Here is a 23,695-nt window from a genome sequence, read left to right as displayed (position 1 = left end):
GCTGCGGCTGCTCAGTGGCCGGAACGGTCCGCGGTGACGCAGGTGGTCTTGCTGAACACCGCCACCGTCTCGTTGCCGCAGTTGTTGCTGTGGCCCGAGGCGTTCCGGGCGAAGAGCAGGTTGGACAGGACACCGCCGCTGGGGCCCGCCTGGTCGCCGCCGCCCTTGCCGTCGTCCTCGGTCACACAGGTGCGCTCCTTGAAGAGCGCCACCTTGCCGGTTCCGCAGAGGTTGGCGTGTCCGGAGGAGTTCCTGCCGGAGAGGTTGGAGAGCACTCCGCCCGCTCCCGCGTCGCCGTCACCGGCATGGGCCGTGGCCATGCCGGCGGGGACGGCCATCAGCATCCCCACGATCGAGGCCACTACCGCCATGCGCCGCGTGCCGTACATCTGTGTCGGTTTCCTTCCGCTGGATCGTTTTCCGGCCGTGACGGCCGGAGCACTACGACTAACGACCCGTCGGAAGATCGACACGGCTCCGGCGAGGTGAATGATCCGCATGACTGTTGATCGGGTACTCCGACGGGATGCCGGGGGCGGGGGCGTTGACCCGTCGAGGCGCCGTCCGGTGCGGTGCCGGGCGCCCCGGCCCCTCCCCCGGGGGTGTCCTCTCCCCCGTTCGCCCTGCATGATGGTCGGCCGACGCCCGATGCGCTCCGGTCGATCCCGGAAGCTCCGTCGGTGCCGTCCAGACACGTCCCATCCGATACGGAGTCAGCTCGTGCCCAGCAAGAAGGCCCTCGTCCGCCGCCCCAGCCCGCGACTCGCCGAAGGGCTGGTGACCCACATCGAGCGGGAGAGGGTCGACGCCGACCTCGCGGTCGAGCAGTGGGAGGCGTACGTGCAGGCGCTGCGCACGCACGGCTGGGAGACCACCGAGGTGGACCCGGCCGACGACTGCCCGGACTCGGTGTTCGTCGAGGACACGGTCGTGATGTACAGGAACGTGGCGCTGATCGCCCGCCCGGGCGCCGAGTCGCGGCGCGCGGAGACCGCCGGGGTCGAGGAGGCCGTGGCCGGCCTGGGCTGCTCGGTGAACTGGATATGGGAGCCGGGCACGCTGGACGGCGGCGATGTCCTGAAGGTCGGCGACACCGTGTACGTGGGCCGCGGCGGCCGTACCAACGCCGCCGGCGTGCAGCAGCTGCGGGCCGCGTTCGAGCCCCTGGGCGCGCGGGTCGTCGCCGTGCCCGTGAGCAAGGTGCTGCACCTGAAGACGGCGGTCACGGCCCTGCCCGACGGGACGGTCATCGGGCACATCCCGAAGATGGACGCGCCGTCGCTGTTCGCGCGTTTCCTGCCGGTGCCCGAGGAGTCGGGGGCGCACGTGGTGCTGCTGGGCGGCGACAAGCTGCTGATGGCGGCGAGCGCGCCGAAGACCGCGGAACTCTTCTCCGACCTCGGGTACGAACCGGTCGTCGTGGACATCAGCGAGTTCGAGAAGCTCGAAGGGTGTGTGACATGTCTCTCGGTGCGGCTGCGGGAGCTGTACGTCTGAGCGGCTGAGCGGGCCGCGCGTCCGGCCGCCGACCTGCACATCCGGAGGACATGGCTCACGTGCGGACGACACCGCTGATCAGGGACCTTTACAGCGTCCTTAACCTACGGCCTCGTAACCTACGGAAACGTAGCCTACGATGCCGTAGGTTTCCGCATACCGCTCGTACGCATGTCCCCCTGGAGAGTCCATGACGATCACCACTCCCCACCTCGGCAGCCCCGCCGGCGCCTGGACCGACGCTCAGCTGCTGTACGCACTGGAGGAAGTGGTCGAGAAGGAGCTCAACCGGCATCTGAAGGTCGCCAAGGACTGGATGCCGCACGAGTACGTGCCGTGGAGCGACGGGCGCAACTTCCCCGGCCTCTTCGAGGACGGCGAGGCCTGGGAGAAGGAGCAGTCCAAGGTCACCGAGATCGGCCGCATCGCGCTCGTCGTCAACCTGCTGACCGAGGACAACCTGCCCAGCTACCACCACGAGATCGCCTCCCTGTTCGGCCGGGACGGCGCCTGGGGCACCTGGGTGCACCGCTGGACCGCGGAGGAGGGCCGGCATGGCATCGTGATGCGCGACTACCTGCTCACCTCGCGCGCGGTGGACCCGGACAAGCTGGAGGAGTTCCGGATGTCCCACATGAGCGAGGGCTTCGAGTCGGACAACCGCCACTCGATGCTGCACTCGATCGCCTACGTGGCGTTCCAGGAGCTGGCCACCCGCATCTCGCACCGCAACACCGGCCACCAGTCCGGCGACCCGGTCTGCGACCGCATGCTGGCCCGGATCGCCACCGACGAGAACCTGCACATGGTCTTCTACCGGAACCTGCTCAAGGCCGCGTTCGACCTCGCCCCCGACCTGACCATGCAGGCCGTGCGGGACGTGGTCGTGAACTTCCGGATGCCCGGCCACGGCATCCCCGGCTTCGAGCGGGCCGCCGCGCAGATGGCGATCGGCGAGGTCTACAACCTGCGCATCCACCACGACGACGTGCTCCAGCCCGTGCTGCGCTTCCTGAAGATCATGGAGATCGACGGCCTGGGCCCCGAGGGCCGCAAGGCGCAGGAGGAGCTCGGCCTGTACATGGACGGCCTGGACTCCGAGGCGTCGAAGTTCGACGAGAAGCTGGCCGCCCGCAAGGCCCGCATGGCGGCCCGCGCCGGCGCCTGACGGCGACCCGCCACGTACGGCCCCGAGGCCCCGACCGGCACGAGCGGTCGGGGCCTCACGGCGTCCCGGGGCGCCCCTCCGGTCAGAACCCCTGCCGCCGGGCGGCAGGCGTCCGTGCGGCTAGTGCGACGTGCGCCGCAGTTCCAGACGCTCCTTCTCCGACAGGCCGCCCCAGACGCCGAAGCGCTCGTCGTTGCTCAGCGCGTACTCGAGGCAGGCCGGCCGGATGGGGCACAGACCGCAGATCCGCTTCGCCTCCCGCACCGAGCTGCCGGGCTCGGGGAAGAAGAACTCCGCCCCGGTCTGCGCGCACAGCGCCTCCTGCTGCCAGGCGAGTTCGGGGGAGGTGATGGTGTCGATGGGCATGTCCGGAAGCGTTCCGGACGGCGCGAAACGTTCGATCAACGCGGGATCAACACGCGTTCACGGGCCGCGGGCCGGCCTCGATGGTGGCCTGCCGGACGGGCCGGCGCACGGCGGCGCGCGGGAACGAGTGAAACGCGTCCGGCGGCCCGGCGCTCCGGCGGCGGTTGTCAGTGGGCGGTGCGAGACTCGCAGCACAGACGACGGGACCCTGTGCGAGGAGGGCGACGATGCTCACCACCCGTTTTGTCACCGGTGCTCCGAACTGGATCGATCTCGGCGCACCCGACATCGACGGCGCCGCCGCCTTCTACGGCGGCCTGTTCGGCTGGCGGTTCCAGCCGGGCGGGCCCGAGGTCGGGGGGTACGGCCTCTTTCAGCTCGGCGGCCGGACCGCCGCCGGGGGCATGCAGACCACACCGGAGCAGGGCCCGCCGTCCTGGACGGTGTACTTCCAGGCCCCGGACGCGGACGCCACGGCGCGGGCGGCCGAGCAGGCCCGCGGCGCGGTGCTGCTGCAGCCCATGGACGTCCAGGACCTGGGCCGCATGGCGCTCCTCGCCGACCAGGCCGGGGTGCCCTTCGGCCTGTGGCAGCCGGGCCGGAACAGGGGCCTGGAGGTCGTCCAGGAACCCGGCTCGCTGTGCTGGGTCGAGCTGTACACGGCGGACGTCCCGGCCGCGGCCGCCTTCTACCACTCCGTGCTCGGTCTGGAGACGGCCGGCGTCGACTTCCCCGGGGGTACGTACACGACGTTCAACCCGGCCGGGGAGGGCGAGGACGCCATGTTCGGTGGTGTGGTGCCGCTGGCCGACGACCCGGGCGAGCAGGAGGCTTACTGGCTGCCGTACTTCGAGGTCGGCGACACGGACGCCACCGTCGCCCGGGCGCAGGAGCTGGGCGGCACGGTCCGCATGCCCGCGAGTGACGTCCCCGGAGTCGGCCGCGTCGCCAAGCTCGCCGACCCGTACGGGGCGCGCTTCGCGGTGATCCGCAGCGAGCCGCAACCCGGCTAGAGCCGCCGTCCTGGTTTCCGCGAATCCGGCGCTCTACGCGGACGCCCGCCGCACCAGTGTCGTCGGCAGGACCACGCTGGACGGGGTGCCGGCGACGCCCTCGCGGGGGGTGGCGCGGTCGAGGCCGCGCAGGAGGAGGCGGGCCATCAGGCGGCCCATCTCCTCGATGTCCTGGCGGACCGTGGTGAGCGGCGGGTCGGTCTGTTCCGCGACGGGCCGCATGTCGTCGAAGCCGATCACGGCCACGTCGTCGGGCACCCGCCGCCCGGCTTCCCGCAGGACGCGCAGGGCTCCCGAGGCCGTGAGGTCGTTGGCGGCGAACACCGCGTCCACGTCCGGGCAGCGGTCGAGGAGTTCACGCATCGCGCGCTCCCCTCCGGCCGGGGTGAAGTCGGCCTCGACGATCAGCCGCGGGTCGGCGTCCACCATGACGTCCCGGTAGCCGTCGAGCCGGTCCACCGCCGAGGTCTGGTCGAGCGCGCCGGTGATGTGCGCGATGCGGGTGCGGCCGAGGCCGGCCAGGTGGCGGACGGCGTCGCGGGCACCGCCCCGGTTGTCGCTGTCGACGTACACCACACCGCGCCGGTCGCCGTTCCAGCCGGGCCGCCCGCCGAACACGGTCGGGACACCGGCCCGCTGGATCAGCTCCGGCAGCGGGTCGTCGAGGTGCAGGGAGAACACGAGGGCCCCGTCGACGTGTCCGCCGGCGAGGTACCGGCCGACCCGGGCGTGATCGTCCCGGCCTTCCGTGAGCAGCAGGACGAGCTGGTTGTCGTAGGCCGTCAGCTCCTTGCTGATGCCGCGCAGCTGGAGCGCGAAGAACGGGTCGGCGAACACGCGCGTCTCCGGCTCGGCGACGACCACCGCGACCGCGTCGTGCCGCCGGGTCACCAGGGAGCGGGCGGCCTGGTTGGGCACGTACCCGAGTTCGTCGACGGCCTTGCGGACCCGCTCCACGAGGATGTCCCGCACACCGTCCCCGCCGTTGACCACACGGGACACCGTGGCCCGCGAGACACCGGCCCGGGCGGCCACGGCCTCCAGGGTGGGACGCGGCGCTGTGTCGGTCACTTCGGGGCTCCTCACCTGCGGCTGCGGATCAGGATAGCCCCGGGTCCGGGCACACGTGAGAGCGCTCTCCGCACGCCTCGGAGAGCGGCCCGGCTCAGGTGTCCGTCAGTGCTCGTGCCCCTCCCGATGCTCCGTGTGCTGCCCGTGCTCTCCGTGCTCTCCGTGCTCGTGCGGGTCGTAGCCGGGGATCGTGCCGTCCGGCTTCTTCACCAGGAACAGCCCCACCATCCCCATGTCGGAGTGGCTCTGCACATGGCAGTGGTACATCCAGGCGCCGGCCCCGACCCCCTCCCCCGCGATCACCTGGAAGCCGAAGGAGTCGGCCGGGCCGGTGATCTTGTTGTCGATGATCTGGCTGGGGTCGTCGGGGCCGGTCAGCATGCCGGTGCGGTTGTCCGCCCAGCGATGACCGTGCATGTGGAACGTGTGGTAGAACTCGCCGTGCGTGATCACGATGAATTCGACCCGGTCGCCCACCGTGGCCTCGAAGTTCGGCCCGGAGTGCGGCGGCCTGTTGTTGATGAGCATGTCGTTGAAGACGACCGTGTGCGTGCGGTCGGGCAGGACGTCTCCCTTGCGGCGGACGATGACCGGCCCGAAGAGGCCCTTCTGCAGCCCCTGGGTGCCGTGGTCGGTGCCGACGACGTGGTCGTGGTAGTGCCAGTAACCGGCGCTGCCCGCCCGCCAGGTGCCGTCCTTGCGGCGGCCGGGGGCATGGGTGCGCCAGGTGTAGGTGCGGATGGCGCCCGGCTCGACGTGACTGCGGTTCAGTTTCGTGCCGTCGCTGGTGATCTCGTAGTCCAGGCCGTGCACGTGCAGACTCACCGGCACGTCCATGGTGTTCTCGAACTCGATGTGCAGGGTGTCGCCCTCGTTGAGCTCGATCAGCGGGCCGGGGACGGTGGCCTTGCCCTTCTCCAGGCCGTAGCCCATCTGACCGTCCGCCAGCTTCTCGGCGTACAGCTTGATGCGTTTCACCTCGCCTCCGGCGGGTGCCGTCTTCGCCGGTCCGTCGGCGCTGATGGCCTCCGGTGCCACGGACAACGATGTCGCGACGGCCGCGCCGCCCAGCAGCACGCGCCGGTTGAAGCTGCGTCTGTCCATGCGGAACTCCCCACCCTGGTAAGGCTTTTACGGAGGCGTACCTGTGATGAACCTGTGAGACGGTACCGGCCGCACTCCCGTTTATCCACACTCAAGACAAAGTTGGTGCCATCCCGGTCATAGGTATTGGCGGGATGAGCAAAGGGGTTTAGCTTCCTTGGCGGTGTTGCCGTGACCGAGGAGGTGCCCATGCACTTACGAGGGCTGAGCAGAGGGCTGAGCAGGAGAAGACGCGTCTGGGCGGCCTCGGTGGCCGCCGGTGTCGTGACCGCGGGGCTGCTGACGGGGCCCGCCGCGAGTGCTCGTCCGTATCCGGAACCACCCCTGACAACGATGTCGATCAAGTCGCCGCCGGGCGGCGCGAACGTACGGGTGCTGGTCTTCCACGGTTCCGCGGCCGGGGAGGAGTCCCCGGTCGTGAACGCCGCGATCGAGGCCATCGAGGACATCGGGCTGACCGGCCCCGCGAACCGCCGCTTCAAGGTCCAGGCGACCGGCGACGCCTCGGTGTTCACCGACGACACGAGGCTCGGCCGCTTCAACGCGATCGTGTTCCTGACCGGCGGGGGCGACGTCCTGGACCCGGAGCAGGAGGCGGGCCTGGAGGCGTACATGGAGGCCGGCGGCGGGTTCCTCGGCATCCATGACGCGGCGCGCGCGGAGCCGTACTCGGACTGGTTCACCGGTCTGGTCGGCGCCCGCCCCGCCGCGTCGAGCCCGGCGGCGGTGCAGCGGGCGACCGTGGAGGTCGGTGACCGCCGGCACCCGGCGACCAAGGACCTGCCGGTGCAGTGGAAACGCCCGGACAAGTGGCTGAACTGGGTGAAGAACCCGTCGGGCGACGTCCACACGGTGGCCCGGGTGCGGGAGTCGACGTACCAGCCGGGCACGGGCGCGGGCGGCTGGGACCACCCGGTCAGCTGGTGCCGGGACTACGACGGCGGCCGCTCCTTCTACACCGGCATGGGCGGCACGGTGTCGTCGTACGACGAGACCGACTTCCGGGCCCATCTGCGCGGCGCTCTGATGTGGACGACCCGGCTGGAGCAGGCCGACTGCAAGGCGACCATCAACGCCAACTACGCGGCGGAGCGGCTGACCAAGCCCAACCAGCCGGGGCGGAACGACCAGATCGGCGAGCCGCACGGACTGGTCACCGCACCCGACGGCCGCGTCTTCTACATCGGCCGGGGCGGTGCCGACTCCTCGCAGCCGGTGATCACCGACTGGAACAACCCCGACATCGGCAAGGGCAAGGGCGAGATCCACGTCTACGACCCGAGGACCAAGCAGGTCACCCTCGCCGGCGCGCTGACCGTCTTCGGCAACAAGGGCGGCGGCGACGAGCTGGTCAAGGTCGAGGAGGGGCTGCTCGGCATCGAGCTGGACCCGCAGTTCACGCGGAACGGCTGGGTGTACCTGCACTACACGCCGCACGAGCGGATCAACCGCGAGACGCGCATGGCGGAGCGGCGGGTCTCCCGGTTCACGCTCGACCAGGCCACCAACAAGCTGGATCTGTCGAGTGAGAAGGTGCTGCTCAAGTGGCCGGTGCAGATCCACAGTTGCTGCCACTCCGGCGGCGGGATGGCCTGGGACTCCAAGGGCAACCTGTACATCGCCACGGGTGACAACAACTCCAGCGGCTTCAGCGGCGGCTACTCGGGCAACAACCCCGAGCCGAACTACAAGGGCGTCTCGTTCGCGGACGCGCGCCGCACCGCCGGCAACACCAACAACCTCAACGGCAAGATCCTGCGCATCCACCCGGAGCCGGACGGCACCTACACGCTGCCCGAGGGCAACCTGTTCACCGGGAAGGAGACCGACGAGGGCGGCGGCAAGACGCGCGGCGAGATCTATGTGATGGGCGTGCGCAACCCGGCGCGCATCTTCGTCGACAAGTCGACCGACGTGCTGTACGCGGGCTGGGTCGGACCGGACGCGAGCGCGCCCTCGACGACTTGGGGTCCGGCCAAGTACGACACGTTCGCCGCCATCACCAAGGCCGGCAACCGCGGCTGGCCGTACTGCATGGGCAACAAGCAGCCCTACCGCGACCGCAATCTGCCGGACCCGTCCAAGCCGCTGGGCTGGTACGACTGCGACCACCCGAAGAACGAGTCGCCGAACAACGACGGACTGGTCAACCTGCCGCCGGTGACCGGCAACAACATCTGGTACTCGCCGCAGGGCGGCGCGCCGGACTACCCGCGGGACACGAACGGCGTCCCCTCCTACAAGCCGGAGGAGGCCACCTACAAGCTGCCGTGGCTCAAGGGCGGCGGGCAGGCGGCCATGAACGGGCCGGTGTACCGGTCCGACGCGGTCGCGGCCGACAGCACCGTCAAGTGGCCGGCCTACTGGGACGGCAAGTGGTTCGTCGGTGACTTCTACGACGCCGACCAGCCGCGCCACGCGGTGCTCATGGACCCGAAGACGCTAGGAGACGGCGGTCTGCCGGTGCACGCGGAGTCGCTGAAGAAGATCGTGCCGATCGGCAACGACGGCATCAAGAACCTGATGGACTGGAAGTTCGGTCCGGACGGCGCGCTGTACGTCCTCGACTACGGGCGTGGCTTCTTCACCTCGGACTCCAAGTCGGCCCTGTGGCGGGTCGTCTACAAGGGCGGCGGGCCGACCCCGGCCGCCGGTCAGCTGGCGAGGGGGACCGAGTGACACGGCATCTACAGCACCGAAGAGTCTGGGCCGCTCTGCTGGCCGCCCTGCTGATGCTGCTCGGCGTGCAGGCGCTGCCCGCCTCCGGGCAGCCCGGCCAGAAGGCCGCCGAACAGGTGCTCACCTGGACGGCCGGCAACGACATCGACAAGTACCTGTCGGCGCCGAAGACGGCGGTCGCCGGTCAGGCCACGATCGTCTTCGAGAACAGCACGGCCACCGGCAACACCACGGGCATGCCGCACACGCTGACGTTCGTGACGAGCGATCCCGAGTTCAACAGCGATGTGCAGCTCAACATCCTGGCCAACCCGAACGACGCCCAGGGCGGCAAGCACACCGCCCAGGTCACGCTCACGCCCGGCCGGTACTTCTACCACTGCACCATCCCGGGCCACGGCCAGATGCAGGGCATCCTCACGGTGACCGAGGGCACGGGCGAGGACACCACGGCGCCCGAGGCGTCGGCGCACGTCAGCGGCACGCAGAACACGCAGGGCCAGTACGTCGGCTCCGCGAGCGTGGCGCTGCACGCCACCGACGAGGGCGGCTCCGGTGTCGACCGGATCGAGTACGCGCTCGGTACCACGGGCGCCTGGCAGCCGTACACCACGCCGGTCGTGGTCGACCAGGTCGGTGATCACACGGTCCGCTACCGGGCGTTCGACAAGGCGGGCAACGTCTCCGCCGAGAAGAGCGCCGCGTTCACGGTCGTGGCACCGCAGTCGGACGACATCACCGCGCCGGAGACCTCGGCGACGGTGAGCGGTGAACGCGACGCGAGCGGGGCGTACGTCGACATGGCGACGGTCACCGTCTCCGCGTCCGACACGGGCTCCGGGGTCAACACGATCGAGTACGCGATCGGCTCCGGCGCCTGGCAGCCGTACACGGCGCCCGTGATGGTGCACCAGGTGGGCGAGCACACGGTCCGCTACCGCGCCACCGACAAGGCGGGCAACGTGGCGGCCGAGAAGAGCGTGCGGTTCACGGTCGTCGCCGCGCCGCCGCAGGACACCACCCCGCCGGTGACGGGCGTGACCGTGGAGGGCACGAAGAACTCCGACGGGGCGTACGTCAACAGCGCCCGGGTGACCGTCACGGCGACCGACCCGCACGGTTCGGGCGTCGAGCGGATCGAGTACTCGCTCGACGGCGGGCCGTACCTGGCGTACTCGGCGCCGGTGGTGGTGGACCGGGCCGGTGCGCACACCGTGGCGTACCGGGCGACCGACAAGGCCGGCAACACCTCGGCGGCGCGCACCGTGACCTTCACGGTCGTCTCCGGCGGGGTCCCGGCGCCCGACTGCCCGGAGTACGACGAGCGGCTGACGGTGTTCGTCGGCACGGTCGACTCGGGGGTGCGCAACCGGGTCACCGACAACCGGTGCCGGATCGGCGAGCTGATCGAGGACGAGAAGGAGTGGACGTCCCACGCCCTGTTCCTCAAGCACGTCACGTCCGTCCTGGACGCGCTGCTGAAGGAAGGCGTGATCGACCAGCGCGAGTACAACGCCGTCCGCAAGGCCGCCCGCCAGTCGGGCATCGGCAAGCCGGGGCAGACCGAGGGCTACCGGGCGCTCTTCGACGGCAGCGCGGAGTCCCTGGGCAAGTGGCAGCACGTGGGCGGCGGTTCGTTCGGGCTGAACCCGGACGGGACGATCACCTCCAGCACCACCACACCGGGCATGGGCATGCTGTGGTTCCCGCAGCGCAAGTACGGCGACTTCTCGCTGAAGCTCCAGTGGCGTGACGACGCGCCCGGCACCGGCAACGCCAACTCGGGCGTCTTCGTGCGCTTCCCGTGGGTCCACGACCACCCGGAGGAGTCCCGGCCCGAGTGGGTCGCCATCAAGTACGGGCACGAGGTGCAGGTGCTCGACCGGCCCGACGGCGACATGTACAAGACGGGGTCGGTCTACGGATTCGACCGGGTCGGTCTGGCCGGTGCCGGCGTGACGCAGAAGGGCACCTGGAACGACTACGAGATCCGGGTGGAGGGCCAGCACTACTCGGTCTTCCGCAACGGCGTGCTGATCAACGAGTTCGACAACACCGGCGGCCAGGAGTTCACTCCCCCGCGCTCGGACGACCCGGGCACGGACGGGCGGCGCTTCGCCTCCGGCTACATCGGGCTCCAGGTGCACGGCACCACGGACGTGGTCTCGTTCCGCGACATCCGGATCAAGGAGTTGTAGGAGGCGCCTGCTTGCGGGCCCTGCTCGGCTGTACCCGTCTGGGTTCTCCCGGCATCTTCGGATACTCGGGCGGGTACGGCAGGTCGCCGAGACCGTGGTCGTGTTCGTCACGGCGGGCGAGGTCGAGCAGGGCCTCCAGCGAATAGCGGTGGTCGTCCATGTCCGCGTGCACGTCGCCGAGTTCGGCGAAGCGCGCGGGCATGGTGCCGAGGTCGAAGTCCCGGGGGTGCGCGACCCCGACCTCGTCCCAGCGCAGGGGCGCGGAGACGGGGGCGTGCGGGCGGGGGCGTACGGAGTAGGCGGAGGCGATCGTGCGGTCGCGGGCCGTCTGGTTGTAGTCGAGGAAGATGCGCTCGCCGCGCTCCTCCTTCCACCACTTGATGGTGACCTGCTCCGGCATCCGGCGTTCCATCTCCCGGCCGACGGCGATGGCGGCGCGCCTGACCTGGGTGAAGGTCCAGCGGGGTTCGATGGGCACGAAGACGTGCAGGCCCCGGCCTCCGGAGGTCTTGGGGAAGCCGCGCAGTCCGCCGAACTCGTCGAGCACGGCCCGCAGTTCGTGGGCGGCGCGGACGGCGTCCTCGTAGTCGGTGCCGGGCTGCGGGTCGAGGTCGATGCGCAGCTCGTCTGGGCGGTCGACGTCGTCGCGGCGGACCGGCCAGGGATGGAAGGTGAGCGTGCCGAACTGGGCCGCCCACACCACCGCGCCGACCTCGGTCGGGCACATCTCGTCGGCGCTGCGGCCGCTGGGGAAGGTGATGTGGGCGGTCGGAATCCAGTCGGGCATGTTCTTCGGCGCCCGCTTCTGGAAGAAGTTCTCGCCGCTCACGCCCTCGGGGTAGCGCTCCAGGGTGGTCGGCCGGTCGCGCAGGGCACGCAGGATGCCGGGGCCGACGGCGATGTAGTAGCGGGCGAGGTCCAGCTTGGTGAAACCGCGCTCGGGGAAGAACACCTTGTCCGGGCTGGACAGCCGTACGGTCCGGCCGCCCGCCTCCAGTTCCACCGCGTCACCCATGCTCGCCACGCTAGGCGTACGCCGCATACCTCGCACATCGGGCGATGTGTGTCGTACGGGCGCAGAATCGGACCATGGAACTGCCCGTGATGCCCCCCGTGCTGCCGATGCTCGCCAAGTCCGTGGCGGCGATCCCGGCGGGCATGCAGTACGAGGCGAAGTGGGACGGTTTCCGGGCGATCGTGTTCCGGGACGGGGACGAGGTCGAGCTGGGCAGTCGTACCGGGAAGCCGTTGACCAGGTACTTTCCGGAGCTGGTGACGGCCGTGCGGGAGCGGTTGCCCGAGCGGTGCGTGGTGGACGGGGAGATCGTGATCGCGCGGGAGGGGCGGCTGGACTTCGACGCGCTGACGGAGCGGATCCACCCGGCGGACTCGCGGGTGCGGATGCTGGCCGAGCGGACACCGGCCTCGCTGGTCGTCTTCGACCTGCTGGCGCTCGGGGACGAGTCGCTGATGGACGCACCGCTGACCGACCGGCGGGAGCGGCTGTCCGGGGAGCTGTCCGGGGTGCGGGCGCCGGTGCACCTGGCGCCGGCGACCACGGACATCGAGGTGGCGCGGCAGTGGTTCGAGGAGTACGAGGGCGCGGGTCTGGACGGGGTCGTCGCCAAGCCGCTGACCGTGCGCTACCGCCCGGACGAGCGGGCCATGTTCAAGATCAAGCACGAGCGGACGGCGGACGTCGTCGTCGCCGGGTACCGGCTGCACAAGAGCGGCCCGGTGGTGGGCTCGCTGCTGCTCGGGCTGTACGACGCGCGGGGCACGCTGCAGCACGTGGGCGTCTCCGCCGCGTTCACGATGAAGCGGCGGGCCGAGCTGGTGACGGAGCTGGAGCCGCTGCGCATGGACGACGTGGCGGGACATCCGTGGGCGGCCTGGTCCGAGGAGACCGCGCACGAGACGGCCCGGCTGCCGGGGGCGCCGAGCCGCTGGTCGGGCCGGAAGGACCTGTCGTGGGTGCCGCTCCGGCCGGAGCGGGTGGCCGAGGTGGCGTACGACCACATGGAGAACGGGCAGCGCTTCCGGCACACCGCCCGCTTCCGCCGCTGGCGCCCGGACCGGACCCCCGAGAGCTGCACGTACGCGCAGCTCCAGGAGCCGGTCCGCTACGACCTGGCGGAGATCCTCGGGGCCTGAGCGGGGATCAGGGCTGCATCAGCACCTTGACCGCGCCGTCCTGCTTGCGCTGGAACATCTCGTACGCGTGCGGCGCCTCGGAGAGCGGCACCCGGTGGGTGGCGAAGTCGTCCACGCCGAACGGGTCCTCGTCGGTCAGGTACGGGATGATGTCGTCGCTCCAGCGGCGGACGTTGGCCTGGCCCATGCGCATCTGGATCTGCTTGTCGAACAGGGTGAGCATCGGCATCGGGTCGGCCATGCCGCCGTAGACACCGGAGAGCGAGATGGTGCCGCCGCGGCGCACCAGGTCGATGGCGGTGTAGAGGGCGGCGAGGCGGTCGACGCTGAAGCGTTCGGCGAACGGGCCGCTCAGCTTGCGGGGCATGATCGCCGTGGCCTGCTGGGCGAGCTTGGCGGCCGCGCTGCCGTGGGCCTCGGTGCCGACGGCGTCGATCACGGCGTCGGGGCCGCGGCCGTCGGTCTCGTCGCGGATCGCGGCGACGAGTTCCTTCTCGTCGTCGAAGGACCTGAGGTCGTACGTCTCCACTCCCCGGGCGCGGGCCCGGCTCAGCCGCTCGGGGACCAGGTCAACGCCGAACACCCGTCCGGCGCCGCGCACCTGGGCGATGCGGCAGGCCATGTCGCCGATGGGTCCGAGGCCGAGCACGGCGATACTGCCGCCCTGCGGGATGTCGGCGTAGGCGACCGCCTGCCAGGCGGTGGGCAGTACGTCGGAGAGGTAGACGAAGCGGTCGTCGGGCGGCCCCTCGGGGACCTTGATCGGGCCGTACTGGGCCTGCGGGACGCGCAGGTACTCGGCCTGGGCGCCGGGCACCGAGCCGTACAGGCGGGTGTAGCCGAACAGGGCGGCGCCCATGCCCTCGCCGTGGACCTGCGTGGTCTCGCACTGCGTGGGGAGGCCGGTCAGGCACATCCAGCAGTTGCCGCAGGCGATCTGGAACGGCACCACCACCCGGTCCCCCGCCTGGAGGTCCGGGACGCCGGCGCCGACCTCCTCGACGATGCCCATGGGTTCATGGCCCAGGATGTCGCCCGGGGTCATGAACGGCGTGAGCACCTCGTACAGGTGCAGGTCGGAGCCGCACAGCCCGCTGGAGGTGATGCGGATGATCGCGTCCGTCGGTTCCTGGAGCTGCGGATCGGGCACGTCCTCCACGCGCACATCCCGTTTGCCCTGCCAGGTCACTGCCCTCATCGCTTCGCGCTCCCTCCGTCGGCGTGCGCGTCGGTCGGTCGGCGAGGCCCGGGTACCCGGGCGTCCCGCGCTGAACCTTGGGCCGATCGGCGGACACCGCACGGACACCACCACGCCAAGAGCGATCGGGTATGGCCATCAATGGTCAGATAAGCGCACAATCAAGACACATCGATGACAAGGGCGCGGTGGCGACGGTGGGCATGGGACGAGGGGCGCGCGGACGGCGCGCCGCGACGACAGCGGCACTGCTGGCCGCCACGGTGACGGCCACCCTGGCGGCGGGCTGCACGAACGGGGGCGGCACCACCGACGACGGACGGGGATCGGCCCGGGAGTCGCGGCAGGAGACCTCCCCCTCGGCGACCGGCCGCTCCGTCCTCGCCGTGAAGATCGACAACGCTCGCGCGGCCCGGCCCCACACGGGCGTCGACGCCGCGGACGTGGTGTACGTGGAGCAGGTCGAGGGCGGGCTGAGCCGGCTGATGGCGGTGTACGCGACCCAGGTGCCGAAGACCGTCGGCCCGGTGCGCAGCGCACGCGAGTCGGACCTGGAGCTGCTGCGCCAGTTCGACCGGCCCACGCTCGCCTTCTCCGGTGCGCAGAGGAAGCTCCTGCCGCTGATCGACCGGGCGCCGCTGCGGGCGGAGACCCCGGGCAGCGCCCCCGACGCCTTCTTCCGCGGCTCCGGCCGGCCCGCCCCGTACAACCTCTTCCTGCGGCCCGAGCGGCTCGTGCCCGAGACCCCCGGCCAGGCCGCCCTGACCACCGGTTTCCGCTACGGCTCCGCCCCTGCGGGCGGCACGGCGACGGCCTCGCAGACGGTGCGCTACCCGGCGGCCCGCTTCACCTTCACCTGGTCGGACGCCCGCGACCGGTGGCTGGTCGGCATGGACGGCGCGCCCGCCACGACCGCCGACGGCAAGCGGATGGCGGCCGCGACCGTCGTCGTGCAGTACGTCACGGTTCGCGAGTCCGCCTTCCGCGACTTCCTCGGCAACAACACGCCGTACACCGAGACGGTCGGCTCGGGGAAGGCGAAGGTGCTGCGCGACGGGCGGGCCTACGACGTGCAGTGGAAGCGCTCGGAGGCCGCCGACGGCACGGCGTTCACCACCGGCGACGGCACGCCGGTGAACTTCGCGAAGGGCCAGGTGTGGGTGGTGTACGCCAAGGCGTCCTGACCCTCCCCCGCGGACCGCACGGGCCCCGCCCGCCGCGTAGGTCAGCCGGGCGCCACCAGGGGCTCCTCGGGGTTGCGGAGTCCCTCGGCCGCGTCCGCCACCCGCCGGATGAGGTCGAAGAACACCGTCCGCTCCTCGGCGGTGAGCGGGGCGAGGAAGACCTGGTTCATCCGGGCGGTGCGCACGGTCAGCTTGCGGTGCGTGCGCACACCCTCGTCCGTGAGGCGCAGCAGGAAGCGGCGGCCGTCCTGCGGGTCGCGCACCTTGTCGAGCAGTCCGCGCCGGCCGAGCCGGCTGATCACCTCGGCGATCGTGGACCGGTCGAGCCCCACCCGCTCCCCCACCGTGCGCTGGTCCAGTCCCGGCTCGGCGACGAGGGTGTTGAGGACCGCGAACTGCGGCGAGGTGATCTCCTCGGAGACCATCGTGTTCCACAGCAGGTAGTGCGCCTGCTGGAGTCGCCGGGCCAGGTGCCCGGGGTGGGTGGTGAGGTCCGCCGCCGCCATGTGCACCCCTCGCTCGTATTCGCCGCTCGTATTCGTTGGTGCACTGAACGATACCCTGCCAGGACAGGACTGTCTGCCGTCCGCGATGACGGTGAGTGCCGAAGAATGCAAGGTCTTGACGCCCGGCTGCCCGGGTGGCAGCGTGAGGGAAGCTTCGCGGAAATAATCAGTGCCCTGATTAATTCGGTCGGGTCGCTCGGAAGAGATGGGGCTTCTCGGATGGACAAGGTGGTCGCCACAGCCCTGGAGGCGGTGGCCGACGTGCCGGACGGCGCGTCGCTCGCGGTGGGCGGTTTCGGGCTGAGCGGTGTGCCGAACGTACTGATCCAGGCGCTCCACGAGCGCGGGGTCGCCGGGCTGTCGGTGGTGTCCAACAACTGCGGGGCGATGGAATCCGGCCTCGCGGTCCTCCTCGCCGCCGGCCGGATCGCCCGGGTCACGGGCTCCTACATCGGCGCCAACAAGGAGTTCGCCCGGCAGTACCTGGCCGGTGAGCTGGAGGTCGAGCTGATCCCGCAGGGCACGCTCGCCGAGCGGCTGCGGGCCGGCGGCGCCGGGATCCCCGCCTTCTACACCCCGGCCGGGGTGGGCACCCAGGTCGCCGACGGCGGCCTGCCGTGGCGCTACGACGGTGAGGGCGGGGTCGCGCTGGCCTCGCCGCCGAAGGAGGTCCGGGAGTTCGACGGCACCCAGTACGTGCTGGAGCGGGGCATCCGTACCGACTTCGCCCTGGTCCGGGCAGCGAAGGGCGACCGGCACGGGAACCTGGTGTTCAACAAGTCCGCCCGCAACTTCAACCCGCTGGCCGCGATGGCCGGGCGGGTCGCGATCGCCGAGGTCGAGGAGCTGGTGGAGCCCGGCGAGATCGACCCGGACGCCGTGCACCTGCCGGGCATCTTCGTGCAGCGGGTGCTCGCGCTGACCCCGGAGCAGGCGGCGGACAAGCAGATCGAGCAGCGGACGGTGAGGTCCTGATGGCCTGGACGCGCGAGGAGATGGCCGCGCGGGCGGCGCGGGAGCTGAGGGACGGGCAGTACGTCAACCTCGGCATCGGCCTGCCCACGCTCATCCCGAACTACCTCCCCGAGGGCGTCGAGGTCGTCCTCGAATCCGAGAACGGCATCCTCGGCACCGGCCCCTACCCCACCGAGGACACCGTCGACCCGGACCTGATCAACGCCGGGAAGGAGACCGTGACGGTCCTGCCGGGCGCGTCCTTCTTCGACTCGGCCCTGTCCTTCTCGATGATCCGGGGCGGGCACATCGACGTCGCCGTGCTGGGTGCCATGCAGGTGTCGGAGAAGGGCGACCTCGCCAACTGGGCCGTGCCCGGCAAGCTGATCACCGGCATCGGCGGGGCCATGGACCTGGTGCACGGCGCCCGTACGGTCGTGGTCGTCATGACCCACACCGCCAAGGACGGCTCGCCGAAGATCCTCACCGAGTGCGCCCTGCCGCTGACCGGCAAGGGCTGCGTGAACCGGATCATCACCGACCTGGGCGTCCTCGACGTCACCGGTGACGGGCTCGTGCTGGTGGAGACCGCGCCGGGCGTGACCGCCGACGAGATCGTGGCGAGGACCGACGCCCCGCTGACCGTGCCGGAGGGCGTGAAGTGAAGGACGTCTACATCGTCGACGCGGTCCGCACGCCGATCGGCCGCTACAACGGCGCACTGGCCGGGGTGCGTCCGGACGACCTGGCCGCGCACGCCATCCGCGAACTCCTCGCCCGGACGCCGGAGCTGGACCCGGCGCGGATCGAGGACGTGTACTTCGGCAACGCCAACGGCGCCGGCGAGGAGAACCGCAACGTCGGCCGCATGGCCGCCCTGCTCGCGGGGCTGCCCACGTCCGTGCCGGGCGTGACCGTCAACCGGCTGTGCGCGTCCGGCCTGGAGGCCGTGATCCAGGCGGCCCGGGCCATCGCGCTCGGCGACGCCTCGATCGCCCTGGCGGGCGGGGTCGAGTCGATGACGCGGGCGCCGTACGTCCTGCCGAAGAGCGACAAGCCCTTCCCGGCCGGGCACACCGAGCTGTACTCCACGACCCTCGGCTGGCGCATGGTCAACCCGCGCATGGAACCGCAGTGGACGATCCCGCTGGGCGAGAGCGCGGAACTCATCGCCGACAAGCACAAGATCAGCCGGGAGCAGCAGGACGAGTTCGCGCTGCGCAGCCATGAGAAGGCCGCGGCGGCACAGCGACAGGGGTGGTTCGAGGGCGAGTTGGCGCCCGTGACGATTCCGCGGCGCAAGGGCGACCCGGTCGTCCTCGCCGCCGACGAAAGCGTCCGCCCGGACGCCTCCCTGGCGGCGATGGCCAGGCTCAAGCCGTCCTTCCGTCAGGAGGGCGGGACGGTGACGGCGGGCAACGCCTCGCCGCTCAACGACGGCGCGGCGGCGCTGCTGCTCGTCGACGAGGAGGGGCTGCGGGCCACGGGGCGCGAGCCGCTCGCCCGCGTCCGGGCGACGGGCGTCTCGGCGACCGACCCGCACTACTTCGGGCTGGCTCCCGTCGAGGCCGTGAACCGGGCCCTGGCGAAGGCGGGCAAGGGGTTCGGCGACCTGTCCGTGCTGGAGCTGAACGAGGCGTTCGCGGCGCAGGTGCTGGGGTGTGTGGCCGAGTGGCCCGAGTTCGATCCGGCGATTCTCAATCCGCAAGGTGGTGCGATCGCGCTCGGGCATCCGCTCGGCGCGTCCGGGGCGCGGCTCGCCGGCACGGTTGCCCATCAGCTGGCCCGGCGTGGCGGCGGTGTCGGTGTTGCCACTCTCTGCATCGGGGTCGGACAGGGCCTTGCGCTCGTTCTGGAACGGTAGACGTTCGGCTGCGGGCCGGATGTGGCTGGTCGCGCAGTTCCCCGCGCCCCTTTTGGGCGAGACCCTTAAGAACCTCTAGGACCCCCATGACTCTCACACAGCACGACATCGATCAGGAGATCGCGGCCGAGCACGCCGCGTACGAGAAGCGGCTCGCCGGCGGCGGGCCCGTCGAGCACCACCCGCGCCGCGACTACGCGCCGTACCGCTCCTCGGTGCTCCGCCACCCGAAGCAGCCACCGGTCACCATCGACGTCAGCAAGGACCCGGAGCTGGTGGAGCTGTCCTCCCCGGCCTTCGGGGAGCGGGACATCACCGAGATCGACAACGACCTCACCCGGCAGCACCCCGGCGAGCCGATCGGCGAGCGCATCACCGTCTCCGGGCGGCTGCTGGACCGCGACGGCCGCCCGGTGCGCGGCCAGCTCGTGGAGATCTGGCAGGCCAACTCGGCGGGCCGCTACGCCCACCAGCGCGAGCAGCACGACGCCCCGCTGGACCCGAACTTCACGGGTGTGGGCCGCACCCTGACCGACGACGAGGGCCGCTACCACTTCACCACCATCCAGCCGGGTCCGTACCCGTGGCGCCAGCACCTCAACGCCTGGCGGCCGGCGCACATCCACTTCTCGCTCTTCGGCACGGCGTTCACCCAGCGTCTGGTCACGCAGATGTACTTCCCGAGCGACCCGCTGTTCCCCTACGACCCGATCATCCAGTCGGTGACCGACGACGCGGCCCGGCAGCGCCTGGTCGCGACGTACGACCACAGCCTGTCGGTGCCGGAGTTCTCCATGGGCTACCACTGGGACATCGTGCTGGACGGCCCGCAGGGCACCTGGATGGAAGAGGGGCGCTGACCTGCCATGACGAGGATCGACACCAACCACCCCGAGAGCGTGCTGCCCACCCCCTCGCACACCGTCGGCCCGTTCTACGGCCACGCCCTGCCGTTCCGCGGCGGCGAGGACATCGCGCCCGCCGGGCACCCGGACACGATCACCGTGCACGGCTACGTCACCGACGGCGAGGGCGAGCCGCTGCCCGACGCCCTGATCGAGCTGTGGGGCCCGGACCCGGCAGGCAACCTGCCGACCGCCGACGGCTCGATGCGGCGCGACCCGGCCTCGGGCGGCTTCCTGGGGCGCAACGGCGTGGAGTTCACCGGCTGGGGCCGCATCCAGACCGACACGAACGGGCACTGGTACGCGCGCACCCTGCGACCCGGAGCACGCGGGCGGAACGCTCCCTACCTCAGCGTGTGCGTCTTCGCCCGGGGGCTGCTCGTGCACCTGTACACCCGGATCTACCTGCCGGGCGACGCTGGGGTGCTCGCCGCCGACCCGCTGCTGTCCCGGCTGGAGGACGGGCGCCGCGACACGCTGATCGCCACGGAGGAGGCGAGCGGCACGTACCGTTTCGACATCCGCCTTCAGGGCGAAGGCGAGACGGTCTTCCTGGAGTTCCAGTGACACCTGACCCTGGCGACACCGGACTGCTCGGCCCCGGCTGGACCGGCTCGCCGGCCGCGTCCGCCACGAGCGACGAGGCGTATCTGCGGGCGCTGCTCGACGCGGAGGCCGCCCTGACCCGGGCCCAGGCGGCGCTGGGGCTCGCCCCGGCCGAGGCGGCCACGGCGGTCACCGGGGCGGCCGGCTCCGGCGGCTTCGACGTACAGTCCCTGGCCGGGCGGGCCCGCGCGGGCGGCAACCCCGTCATCCCCCTGGTCGCGGACCTCACGAAGGCCGTCGGCGACACGTACGGCCCCTACGTGCACCGGGGTGCGACCAGCCAGGACATCATGGACACCGCGACGATGCTGGTCGCCGCGCGGACGCTGGACCTGCTCCTCGCCGACCTCGACCGCACCGCACAGGCCCTGTCCCGCCTCGCCGCCGAGCACCGCGACACCGCGATGCCGGGGCGGACGATCACCCAGCACGCCGTACCGACCACGTTCGGGCTGAAGGCGGCCGGATGGCGGTCACTGGTCCTCGACGCGCGGGACCGGGTCCAGGCCGTACGCGCCTCCCTGCCCGCCCAACTCGGCGGCGCGGCGGGCACGTTGGCCGCCTTCGGGGCGTACGGCGCCGACGATCCGACCGCGCTGCCGGTGGCGTACGCCCGCGAACTCGGCCTGCGGGCACCCGACCTGCCCTGGCACACCCTGCGGACGCCCGTCGCGGATCTCGCCGGGTGCCTGGCGTTCACGGCGGGCGCGCTGGGCAAGGTCGCCGTGGACGTCCTCACCCTGTCGCGCACCGAGATCGCCGAGGTCGCGGAGGGCAGCGGCGGGGGCTCGTCCGCCATGCCGCACAAGTCCAACCCCGTACGGTCCACGCTCCTCGTCTCCGCCGCGCGGCGGGCGCCGCAGCTCGCGGCCACGCTGTACGGGTCGCTGGCGGCGGAGGACGAGCGGCCGGCCGGGGCCTGGCACGCGGAGTGGGAACCGCTGCGGGACCTGCTGCGGCTGGCCGGCGGGGCCGCCCGGGACGCCGCCGAACTGGCCGAGGGACTGCGGGTCAGGCCCGAGGCCATGCGCGAACACCTCGATCTCACCGGCGGGTCGATCGTCTCCGAGCGGCTGTCCGCCGAGCTGGCCCCCGTGCTGGGCCGGGCCGGGGCCAAGGAGCTGCTCACCCGGCTGGCCGCCGAGGGGCGCCCGCTCGCCGAGGCGCCCGAGCTGGCGGACACCGACCTCGACCCGACCCACTACACGGGCTCCGCGGGGGCCCTCACCGACCGTGCCCTGGAGCGACGTTGACCCTGCTGAACCACCGTGCCGAAGGACCCGCCGCCACGCCGCCCCTGCTGCTAGGCCCCTCCCTCGGCACGTCGTACGCCCTGTGGGACAAGGTGGCGCCCGAGCTGTCGATCACGCACCGGGTGGTGCGCTGGGACCTGCCGGGGCACGGCGGTTCGGCGGCTGACCTCATCAAGGCGGGTGCCACGGTCGGTGACCTCGCCGGGCTGGTGCTCGCGCTGGCCGACTCGCTCGGGATCGAGCGGTTCGCGTACGCGGGCGTGTCACTGGGCGGGGCCGTGGGGCTGCATCTCGCGGTGCACCACCCTCAGCGGCTGTCGTCGCTGGCCGTGATCTGCTCGTCGGCCCACTTCAACGGAGCCGGGCCGTGGGAGGAGCGGGCCGCGCTGGTACGGCGGGAAGGGCTGGCCGGGCTGGCGCAGAGCGCGGACTCCCGCTGGTTCACCGCCGGGTTCACCGTGCCGCGGCTGGTGGAGGACCACCGCCGGGCCGACCCGGAGGCGTACGCCGCCTGCTGCGACGCGCTCGCCGCGTTCGATCTGCGGGACCGGCTGGGCTCGATCGCCGTGCCGACGCTGCTGGTCGCCGGCCGCGACGATCCCGCGACACCGCCCGCGCACCTGCGGGAGATCGCCGACGCGGTGCCGGGCACGGCGCTCGTCGAGATCCCCGGCGCCTCGCACCTGGCGCCCGCGCAGTGCCCGGAGGCGGTGCTGACCGCGCTCCGCGCCCACCTGGGCGAGCCGGCCGGACGCGGGATGGAGGTGCGGCGCGAGGTCCTCGGCGACGCGCACGTCGACCGGGCCCAGGCCCGGCAGACGCCCTTCACGGCCCGCTTCCAGGACTTCATCTCGCGTTACGCCTGGGGCGAGATCTGGACCGACCCGACGCTGTCGCGCCGCGAGCGCAGCATGATCACCCTCACCGCGCTGGTCGCGCACGGCCACTACGACGAACTGGCCATGCACGTCCGGGCGGCCCGCCGCAACGGCCTCACCCCGGAGGAGATCGGCGCGGTGCTGCTGCAGACGGCGGTGTACTGCGGGGTGCCGGCGGCGAACTCGGCGTTCGCGACGGCCCAGCGGGTGCTGGCGGAGGAGGACGGCGCGGGAGGGTGACCCTGCCGGTCGTACGCTCGGCAGCAGCTCGCCCGGACCCGCCCGGCGTGCCTACGGTGGGGGCATGTCCACCATCCTGATCACCGGCGCCACCTCGGGTCTCGGCCGGTACGTCGCCTTCGAACTGGTCCGCTCGGGGCATGTCGTCCTCGTCCACGGCCGGGACGCGGACCGCACCGAGCGGCTGGCCGAGGAGCTGCGGACCGAGGGGGACGCCGAGGCGTTCGTCGCCGACCTGGCCTCGCTGGCGCGGGTGCGCGAGCTGGCCGGGCATGTCGCCGACGCGCATCCCGAGCTGGACGTGCTGGTCAACAACGCGGGCCTGGGCTTCGGGACGCCCGGGGCGGGCCGTGAGCTGAGCGCCGACGGGCACGAGCTGCGGCTCGCGGTCAACTACCTCGCGCCGGTCGTGCTGACCCGGGCCCTGCTGCCGGTGCTGCGGGCGAACGCGCCGGCCCGGATCGTCAACGTCGGCTCGGCCGGTCAGGAACCCCTCGTCTTCGAGGACCCCGAGTTCAGCCGCGGCTACGACGGTGTCTCGGCGTACTGCCGCAGCAAGTTCGCGCTCGCCGCGCACACCTTCGCCCTCGCCGAGGAGCTGGACGGCACCGGTGTCTCGGTGAACGTGCTGCACCCGGCGACCTACATGGACACGGCGATGGTCCGCGAGGCGGATGTCACGCCGTGGAACACGGTCGCCGACGGGGCGGCGGGTGTGCTGGCCCTGGCCACGCGGGAGACGGGCACCGGCCGGTACTTCGACGGGACGCGTCCGGCACGGGCCCATGAGGCGGCGTACGATCCCCGGGTTCGCGAGCGACTCGCCGCGGTGACCGCGCAGTTGCTCGGCGTCTGAG

22 protein-coding genes are annotated in these 23,695 nt (G+C 71.7%); 15 read left to right on the top strand and 7 right to left on the bottom strand.

All coding sequences use genetic code 11. The annotated features are described in order from the left end of the window. Nucleotides 1-11: 11 nt before the first annotated feature. Complete coding sequence (locus ABZ386_RS11070; protein ID WP_355723931.1) at nt 12-389, bottom strand: hypothetical protein; 378 nt, start codon at nt 387-389, stop codon at nt 12-14. 331 nt (nt 390-720) lie between these two features. Here ABZ386_RS11070 and ddaH point away from each other — a divergent pair, with 331 nt between their 5' ends. Together ddaH and ABZ386_RS11060 are read left to right on the top strand one after the other, a co-directional pair. Further along, on the top strand, nt 721-1,497 hold the full coding sequence (gene ddaH / locus ABZ386_RS11065; protein WP_355723928.1) for a dimethylargininase: 777 nt from the start codon (nt 721-723) through the stop codon (nt 1,495-1,497). Nucleotides 1,498-1,687: 190 nt separating this feature from the next. Beyond that, nucleotides 1,688-2,665: an acyl-ACP desaturase gene (locus tag ABZ386_RS11060; protein WP_351333885.1), complete on the top strand. Its 978-nt coding sequence runs from the start codon at nt 1,688-1,690 to the stop codon at nt 2,663-2,665. Between the two features lie 120 nt (nt 2,666-2,785). Here ABZ386_RS11060 and ABZ386_RS11055 read toward each other — a convergent pair whose 3' ends face one another. Further along, nucleotides 2,786-3,031 (bottom strand): WhiB family transcriptional regulator, encoded by a 246-nt coding sequence (locus tag ABZ386_RS11055; protein WP_351333888.1) that lies wholly within the window; start codon nt 3,029-3,031, stop codon nt 2,786-2,788. 227 nt (nt 3,032-3,258) lie between these two features. On the opposite strand from ABZ386_RS11055, the gene ABZ386_RS11050 reads away from it, so the two are divergent. Next, nucleotides 3,259-4,044, top strand: a complete 786-nt coding sequence (locus ABZ386_RS11050; RefSeq protein ID WP_358964617.1) for a VOC family protein — start codon at nt 3,259-3,261, stop codon at nt 4,042-4,044. 33 nt (nt 4,045-4,077) lie between these two features. Here ABZ386_RS11050 and ABZ386_RS11045 read toward each other — a convergent pair whose 3' ends face one another. Next, complete coding sequence (locus tag ABZ386_RS11045) at nt 4,078-5,115, bottom strand: LacI family DNA-binding transcriptional regulator (protein WP_351333894.1); 1,038 nt, start codon at nt 5,113-5,115, stop codon at nt 4,078-4,080. A 105-nt stretch (nt 5,116-5,220) separates the two neighbouring features. Next, on the bottom strand, nt 5,221-6,219 hold the full coding sequence (locus tag ABZ386_RS11040) for a multicopper oxidase domain-containing protein (protein ID WP_351333896.1): 999 nt from the start codon (nt 6,217-6,219) through the stop codon (nt 5,221-5,223). 189 nt (nt 6,220-6,408) lie between these two features. Between ABZ386_RS11040 and ABZ386_RS11035 the strand changes: the two genes are divergently transcribed. Next, complete coding sequence (locus ABZ386_RS11035; protein ID WP_358964616.1) at nt 6,409-8,898, top strand: ThuA domain-containing protein; 2,490 nt, start codon at nt 6,409-6,411, stop codon at nt 8,896-8,898. Nucleotides 8,899-8,951: 53 nt separating this feature from the next. Next, on the top strand, nt 8,952-11,096 hold the full coding sequence (locus ABZ386_RS11030; RefSeq protein ID WP_358964721.1) for a family 16 glycoside hydrolase: 2,145 nt from the start codon (nt 8,952-8,954) through the stop codon (nt 11,094-11,096). Here the strand turns inward: ABZ386_RS11030 and ligD are convergent. Then, a complete protein-coding gene (gene ligD, locus ABZ386_RS11025; protein ID WP_351333901.1) occupies nt 11,083-12,111 on the bottom strand; it encodes a non-homologous end-joining DNA ligase in 1,029 nt (342 codons plus the stop codon). The genes ABZ386_RS11030 and ligD overlap by 14 nt on opposite strands. A gap of 74 nt (nt 12,112-12,185) precedes the next feature. Between ligD and ABZ386_RS11020 the strand changes: the two genes are divergently transcribed. After that, nucleotides 12,186-13,250, top strand: coding sequence for an ATP-dependent DNA ligase (locus tag ABZ386_RS11020; RefSeq protein ID WP_358964615.1), 1,065 nt, complete (start codon nt 12,186-12,188; stop codon nt 13,248-13,250). A 7-nt stretch (nt 13,251-13,257) separates the two neighbouring features. Here the strand turns inward: ABZ386_RS11020 and ABZ386_RS11015 are convergent, their stop codons facing one another. Then, nucleotides 13,258-14,448, bottom strand: coding sequence for a zinc-dependent alcohol dehydrogenase (locus ABZ386_RS11015; RefSeq protein ID WP_351333907.1), 1,191 nt, complete (start codon nt 14,446-14,448; stop codon nt 13,258-13,260). Nucleotides 14,449-14,651: 203 nt separating this feature from the next. On the opposite strand from ABZ386_RS11015, the gene ABZ386_RS11010 reads away from it, so the two are divergent. Continuing rightward, complete coding sequence (locus ABZ386_RS11010) at nt 14,652-15,632, top strand: DUF3048 domain-containing protein (RefSeq protein ID WP_355718695.1); 981 nt, start codon at nt 14,652-14,654, stop codon at nt 15,630-15,632. Nucleotides 15,633-15,673: 41 nt separating this feature from the next. Here the strand turns inward: ABZ386_RS11010 and ABZ386_RS11005 are convergent, their stop codons facing one another. Next, nucleotides 15,674-16,138: a MarR family transcriptional regulator gene (locus ABZ386_RS11005; RefSeq protein ID WP_351333913.1), complete on the bottom strand. Its 465-nt coding sequence runs from the start codon at nt 16,136-16,138 to the stop codon at nt 15,674-15,676. A 219-nt stretch (nt 16,139-16,357) separates the two neighbouring features. On the opposite strand from ABZ386_RS11005, the gene ABZ386_RS11000 reads away from it, so the two are divergent. The 8 genes from ABZ386_RS11000 (at nt 16,358) to ABZ386_RS10965 (ending at nt 23,694) form a co-directional block, all read left to right on the top strand. Then, nucleotides 16,358-17,113, top strand: coding sequence for a CoA transferase subunit A (locus ABZ386_RS11000; protein WP_351333916.1), 756 nt, complete (start codon nt 16,358-16,360; stop codon nt 17,111-17,113). Further along, nucleotides 17,113-17,757, top strand: coding sequence for a CoA transferase subunit B (locus ABZ386_RS10995; RefSeq protein ID WP_114256510.1), 645 nt, complete (start codon nt 17,113-17,115; stop codon nt 17,755-17,757). The genes ABZ386_RS11000 and ABZ386_RS10995 overlap by 1 nt, the downstream gene beginning before the upstream one ends. After that, nucleotides 17,754-18,956: a thiolase family protein gene (locus ABZ386_RS10990; protein ID WP_358964614.1), complete on the top strand. Its 1,203-nt coding sequence runs from the start codon at nt 17,754-17,756 to the stop codon at nt 18,954-18,956. The genes ABZ386_RS10995 and ABZ386_RS10990 overlap by 4 nt, the downstream gene beginning before the upstream one ends. Nucleotides 18,957-19,042: 86 nt before the next feature. Next, nucleotides 19,043-19,816, top strand: coding sequence for a protocatechuate 3,4-dioxygenase subunit beta (pcaH, locus tag ABZ386_RS10985; RefSeq protein ID WP_356523143.1), 774 nt, complete (start codon nt 19,043-19,045; stop codon nt 19,814-19,816). A gap of 6 nt (nt 19,817-19,822) precedes the next feature. Continuing rightward, on the top strand, nt 19,823-20,428 hold the full coding sequence (gene pcaG / locus ABZ386_RS10980) for a protocatechuate 3,4-dioxygenase subunit alpha (protein ID WP_351333927.1): 606 nt from the start codon (nt 19,823-19,825) through the stop codon (nt 20,426-20,428). Then, a complete protein-coding gene (gene pcaB / locus ABZ386_RS10975) occupies nt 20,425-21,720 on the top strand; it encodes a 3-carboxy-cis,cis-muconate cycloisomerase (RefSeq protein WP_358964613.1) in 1,296 nt (431 codons plus the stop codon). Before pcaG ends, pcaB begins: the two co-directional genes overlap by 4 nt. Further along, entirely contained in the window at nt 21,717-22,838 is a 1,122-nt protein-coding gene (gene pcaD / locus ABZ386_RS10970; RefSeq protein ID WP_358964611.1) for a 3-oxoadipate enol-lactonase, read from the top strand. Before pcaB ends, pcaD begins: the two co-directional genes overlap by 4 nt. A gap of 64 nt (nt 22,839-22,902) precedes the next feature. Then, nucleotides 22,903-23,694 carry an SDR family NAD(P)-dependent oxidoreductase gene (locus ABZ386_RS10965; protein ID WP_358964609.1) on the top strand — a complete coding sequence of 264 codons (792 nt, stop codon included), beginning with the start codon at nt 22,903-22,905 and terminating at the stop codon, nt 23,692-23,694. The last annotated feature ends 1 nt before the right edge of the window (nt 23,695 follow it).

The organism is Streptomyces sp. NPDC006140, from assembly GCF_040628815.1.
Classification (GTDB): Bacteria; Actinomycetota; Actinomycetes; order Streptomycetales; family Streptomycetaceae; genus Streptomyces.
Note: the sequence above shows the minus strand (reverse complement) of the source record. Positions and strands in the feature narration are given on the sequence as shown.

Coding starts and splice junctions, on each gene's coding strand:
- ABZ386_RS11070 (WP_355723931.1), bottom strand. CDS start 389: ATGTACGGCACGCGGCGCATGGCGGTAGTGGCCTCGATCGTGGGGATG.
- ABZ386_RS11060 (WP_351333885.1), top strand. CDS start 1,688: ATGACGATCACCACTCCCCACCTCGGCAGCCCCGCCGGCGCCTGGACC.
- ABZ386_RS11055 (WP_351333888.1), bottom strand. CDS start 3,031: ATGCCCATCGACACCATCACCTCCCCCGAACTCGCCTGGCAGCAGGAG.
- ABZ386_RS11050 (WP_358964617.1), top strand. CDS start 3,259: ATGCTCACCACCCGTTTTGTCACCGGTGCTCCGAACTGGATCGATCTC.
- ABZ386_RS11040 (WP_351333896.1), bottom strand. CDS start 6,219: ATGGACAGACGCAGCTTCAACCGGCGCGTGCTGCTGGGCGGCGCGGCC.
- ABZ386_RS11035 (WP_358964616.1), top strand. CDS start 6,409: ATGCACTTACGAGGGCTGAGCAGAGGGCTGAGCAGGAGAAGACGCGTC.
- ABZ386_RS11030 (WP_358964721.1), top strand. CDS start 8,952: ATGCTGCTCGGCGTGCAGGCGCTGCCCGCCTCCGGGCAGCCCGGCCAG.
- ligD (WP_351333901.1), bottom strand. CDS start 12,111: ATGGGTGACGCGGTGGAACTGGAGGCGGGCGGCCGGACCGTACGGCTG.
- ABZ386_RS11020 (WP_358964615.1), top strand. CDS start 12,186: ATGGAACTGCCCGTGATGCCCCCCGTGCTGCCGATGCTCGCCAAGTCC.
- ABZ386_RS11015 (WP_351333907.1), bottom strand. CDS start 14,448: ATGAGGGCAGTGACCTGGCAGGGCAAACGGGATGTGCGCGTGGAGGAC.
- ABZ386_RS11010 (WP_355718695.1), top strand. CDS start 14,652: ATGGGACGAGGGGCGCGCGGACGGCGCGCCGCGACGACAGCGGCACTG.
- ABZ386_RS11005 (WP_351333913.1), bottom strand. CDS start 16,138: ATGGCGGCGGCGGACCTCACCACCCACCCCGGGCACCTGGCCCGGCGA.
- ABZ386_RS11000 (WP_351333916.1), top strand. CDS start 16,358: ATGGACAAGGTGGTCGCCACAGCCCTGGAGGCGGTGGCCGACGTGCCG.
- ABZ386_RS10995 (WP_114256510.1), top strand. CDS start 17,113: ATGGCCTGGACGCGCGAGGAGATGGCCGCGCGGGCGGCGCGGGAGCTG.
- pcaH (WP_356523143.1), top strand. CDS start 19,043: ATGACTCTCACACAGCACGACATCGATCAGGAGATCGCGGCCGAGCAC.
- pcaG (WP_351333927.1), top strand. CDS start 19,823: ATGACGAGGATCGACACCAACCACCCCGAGAGCGTGCTGCCCACCCCC.
- ABZ386_RS10965 (WP_358964609.1), top strand. CDS start 22,903: ATGTCCACCATCCTGATCACCGGCGCCACCTCGGGTCTCGGCCGGTAC.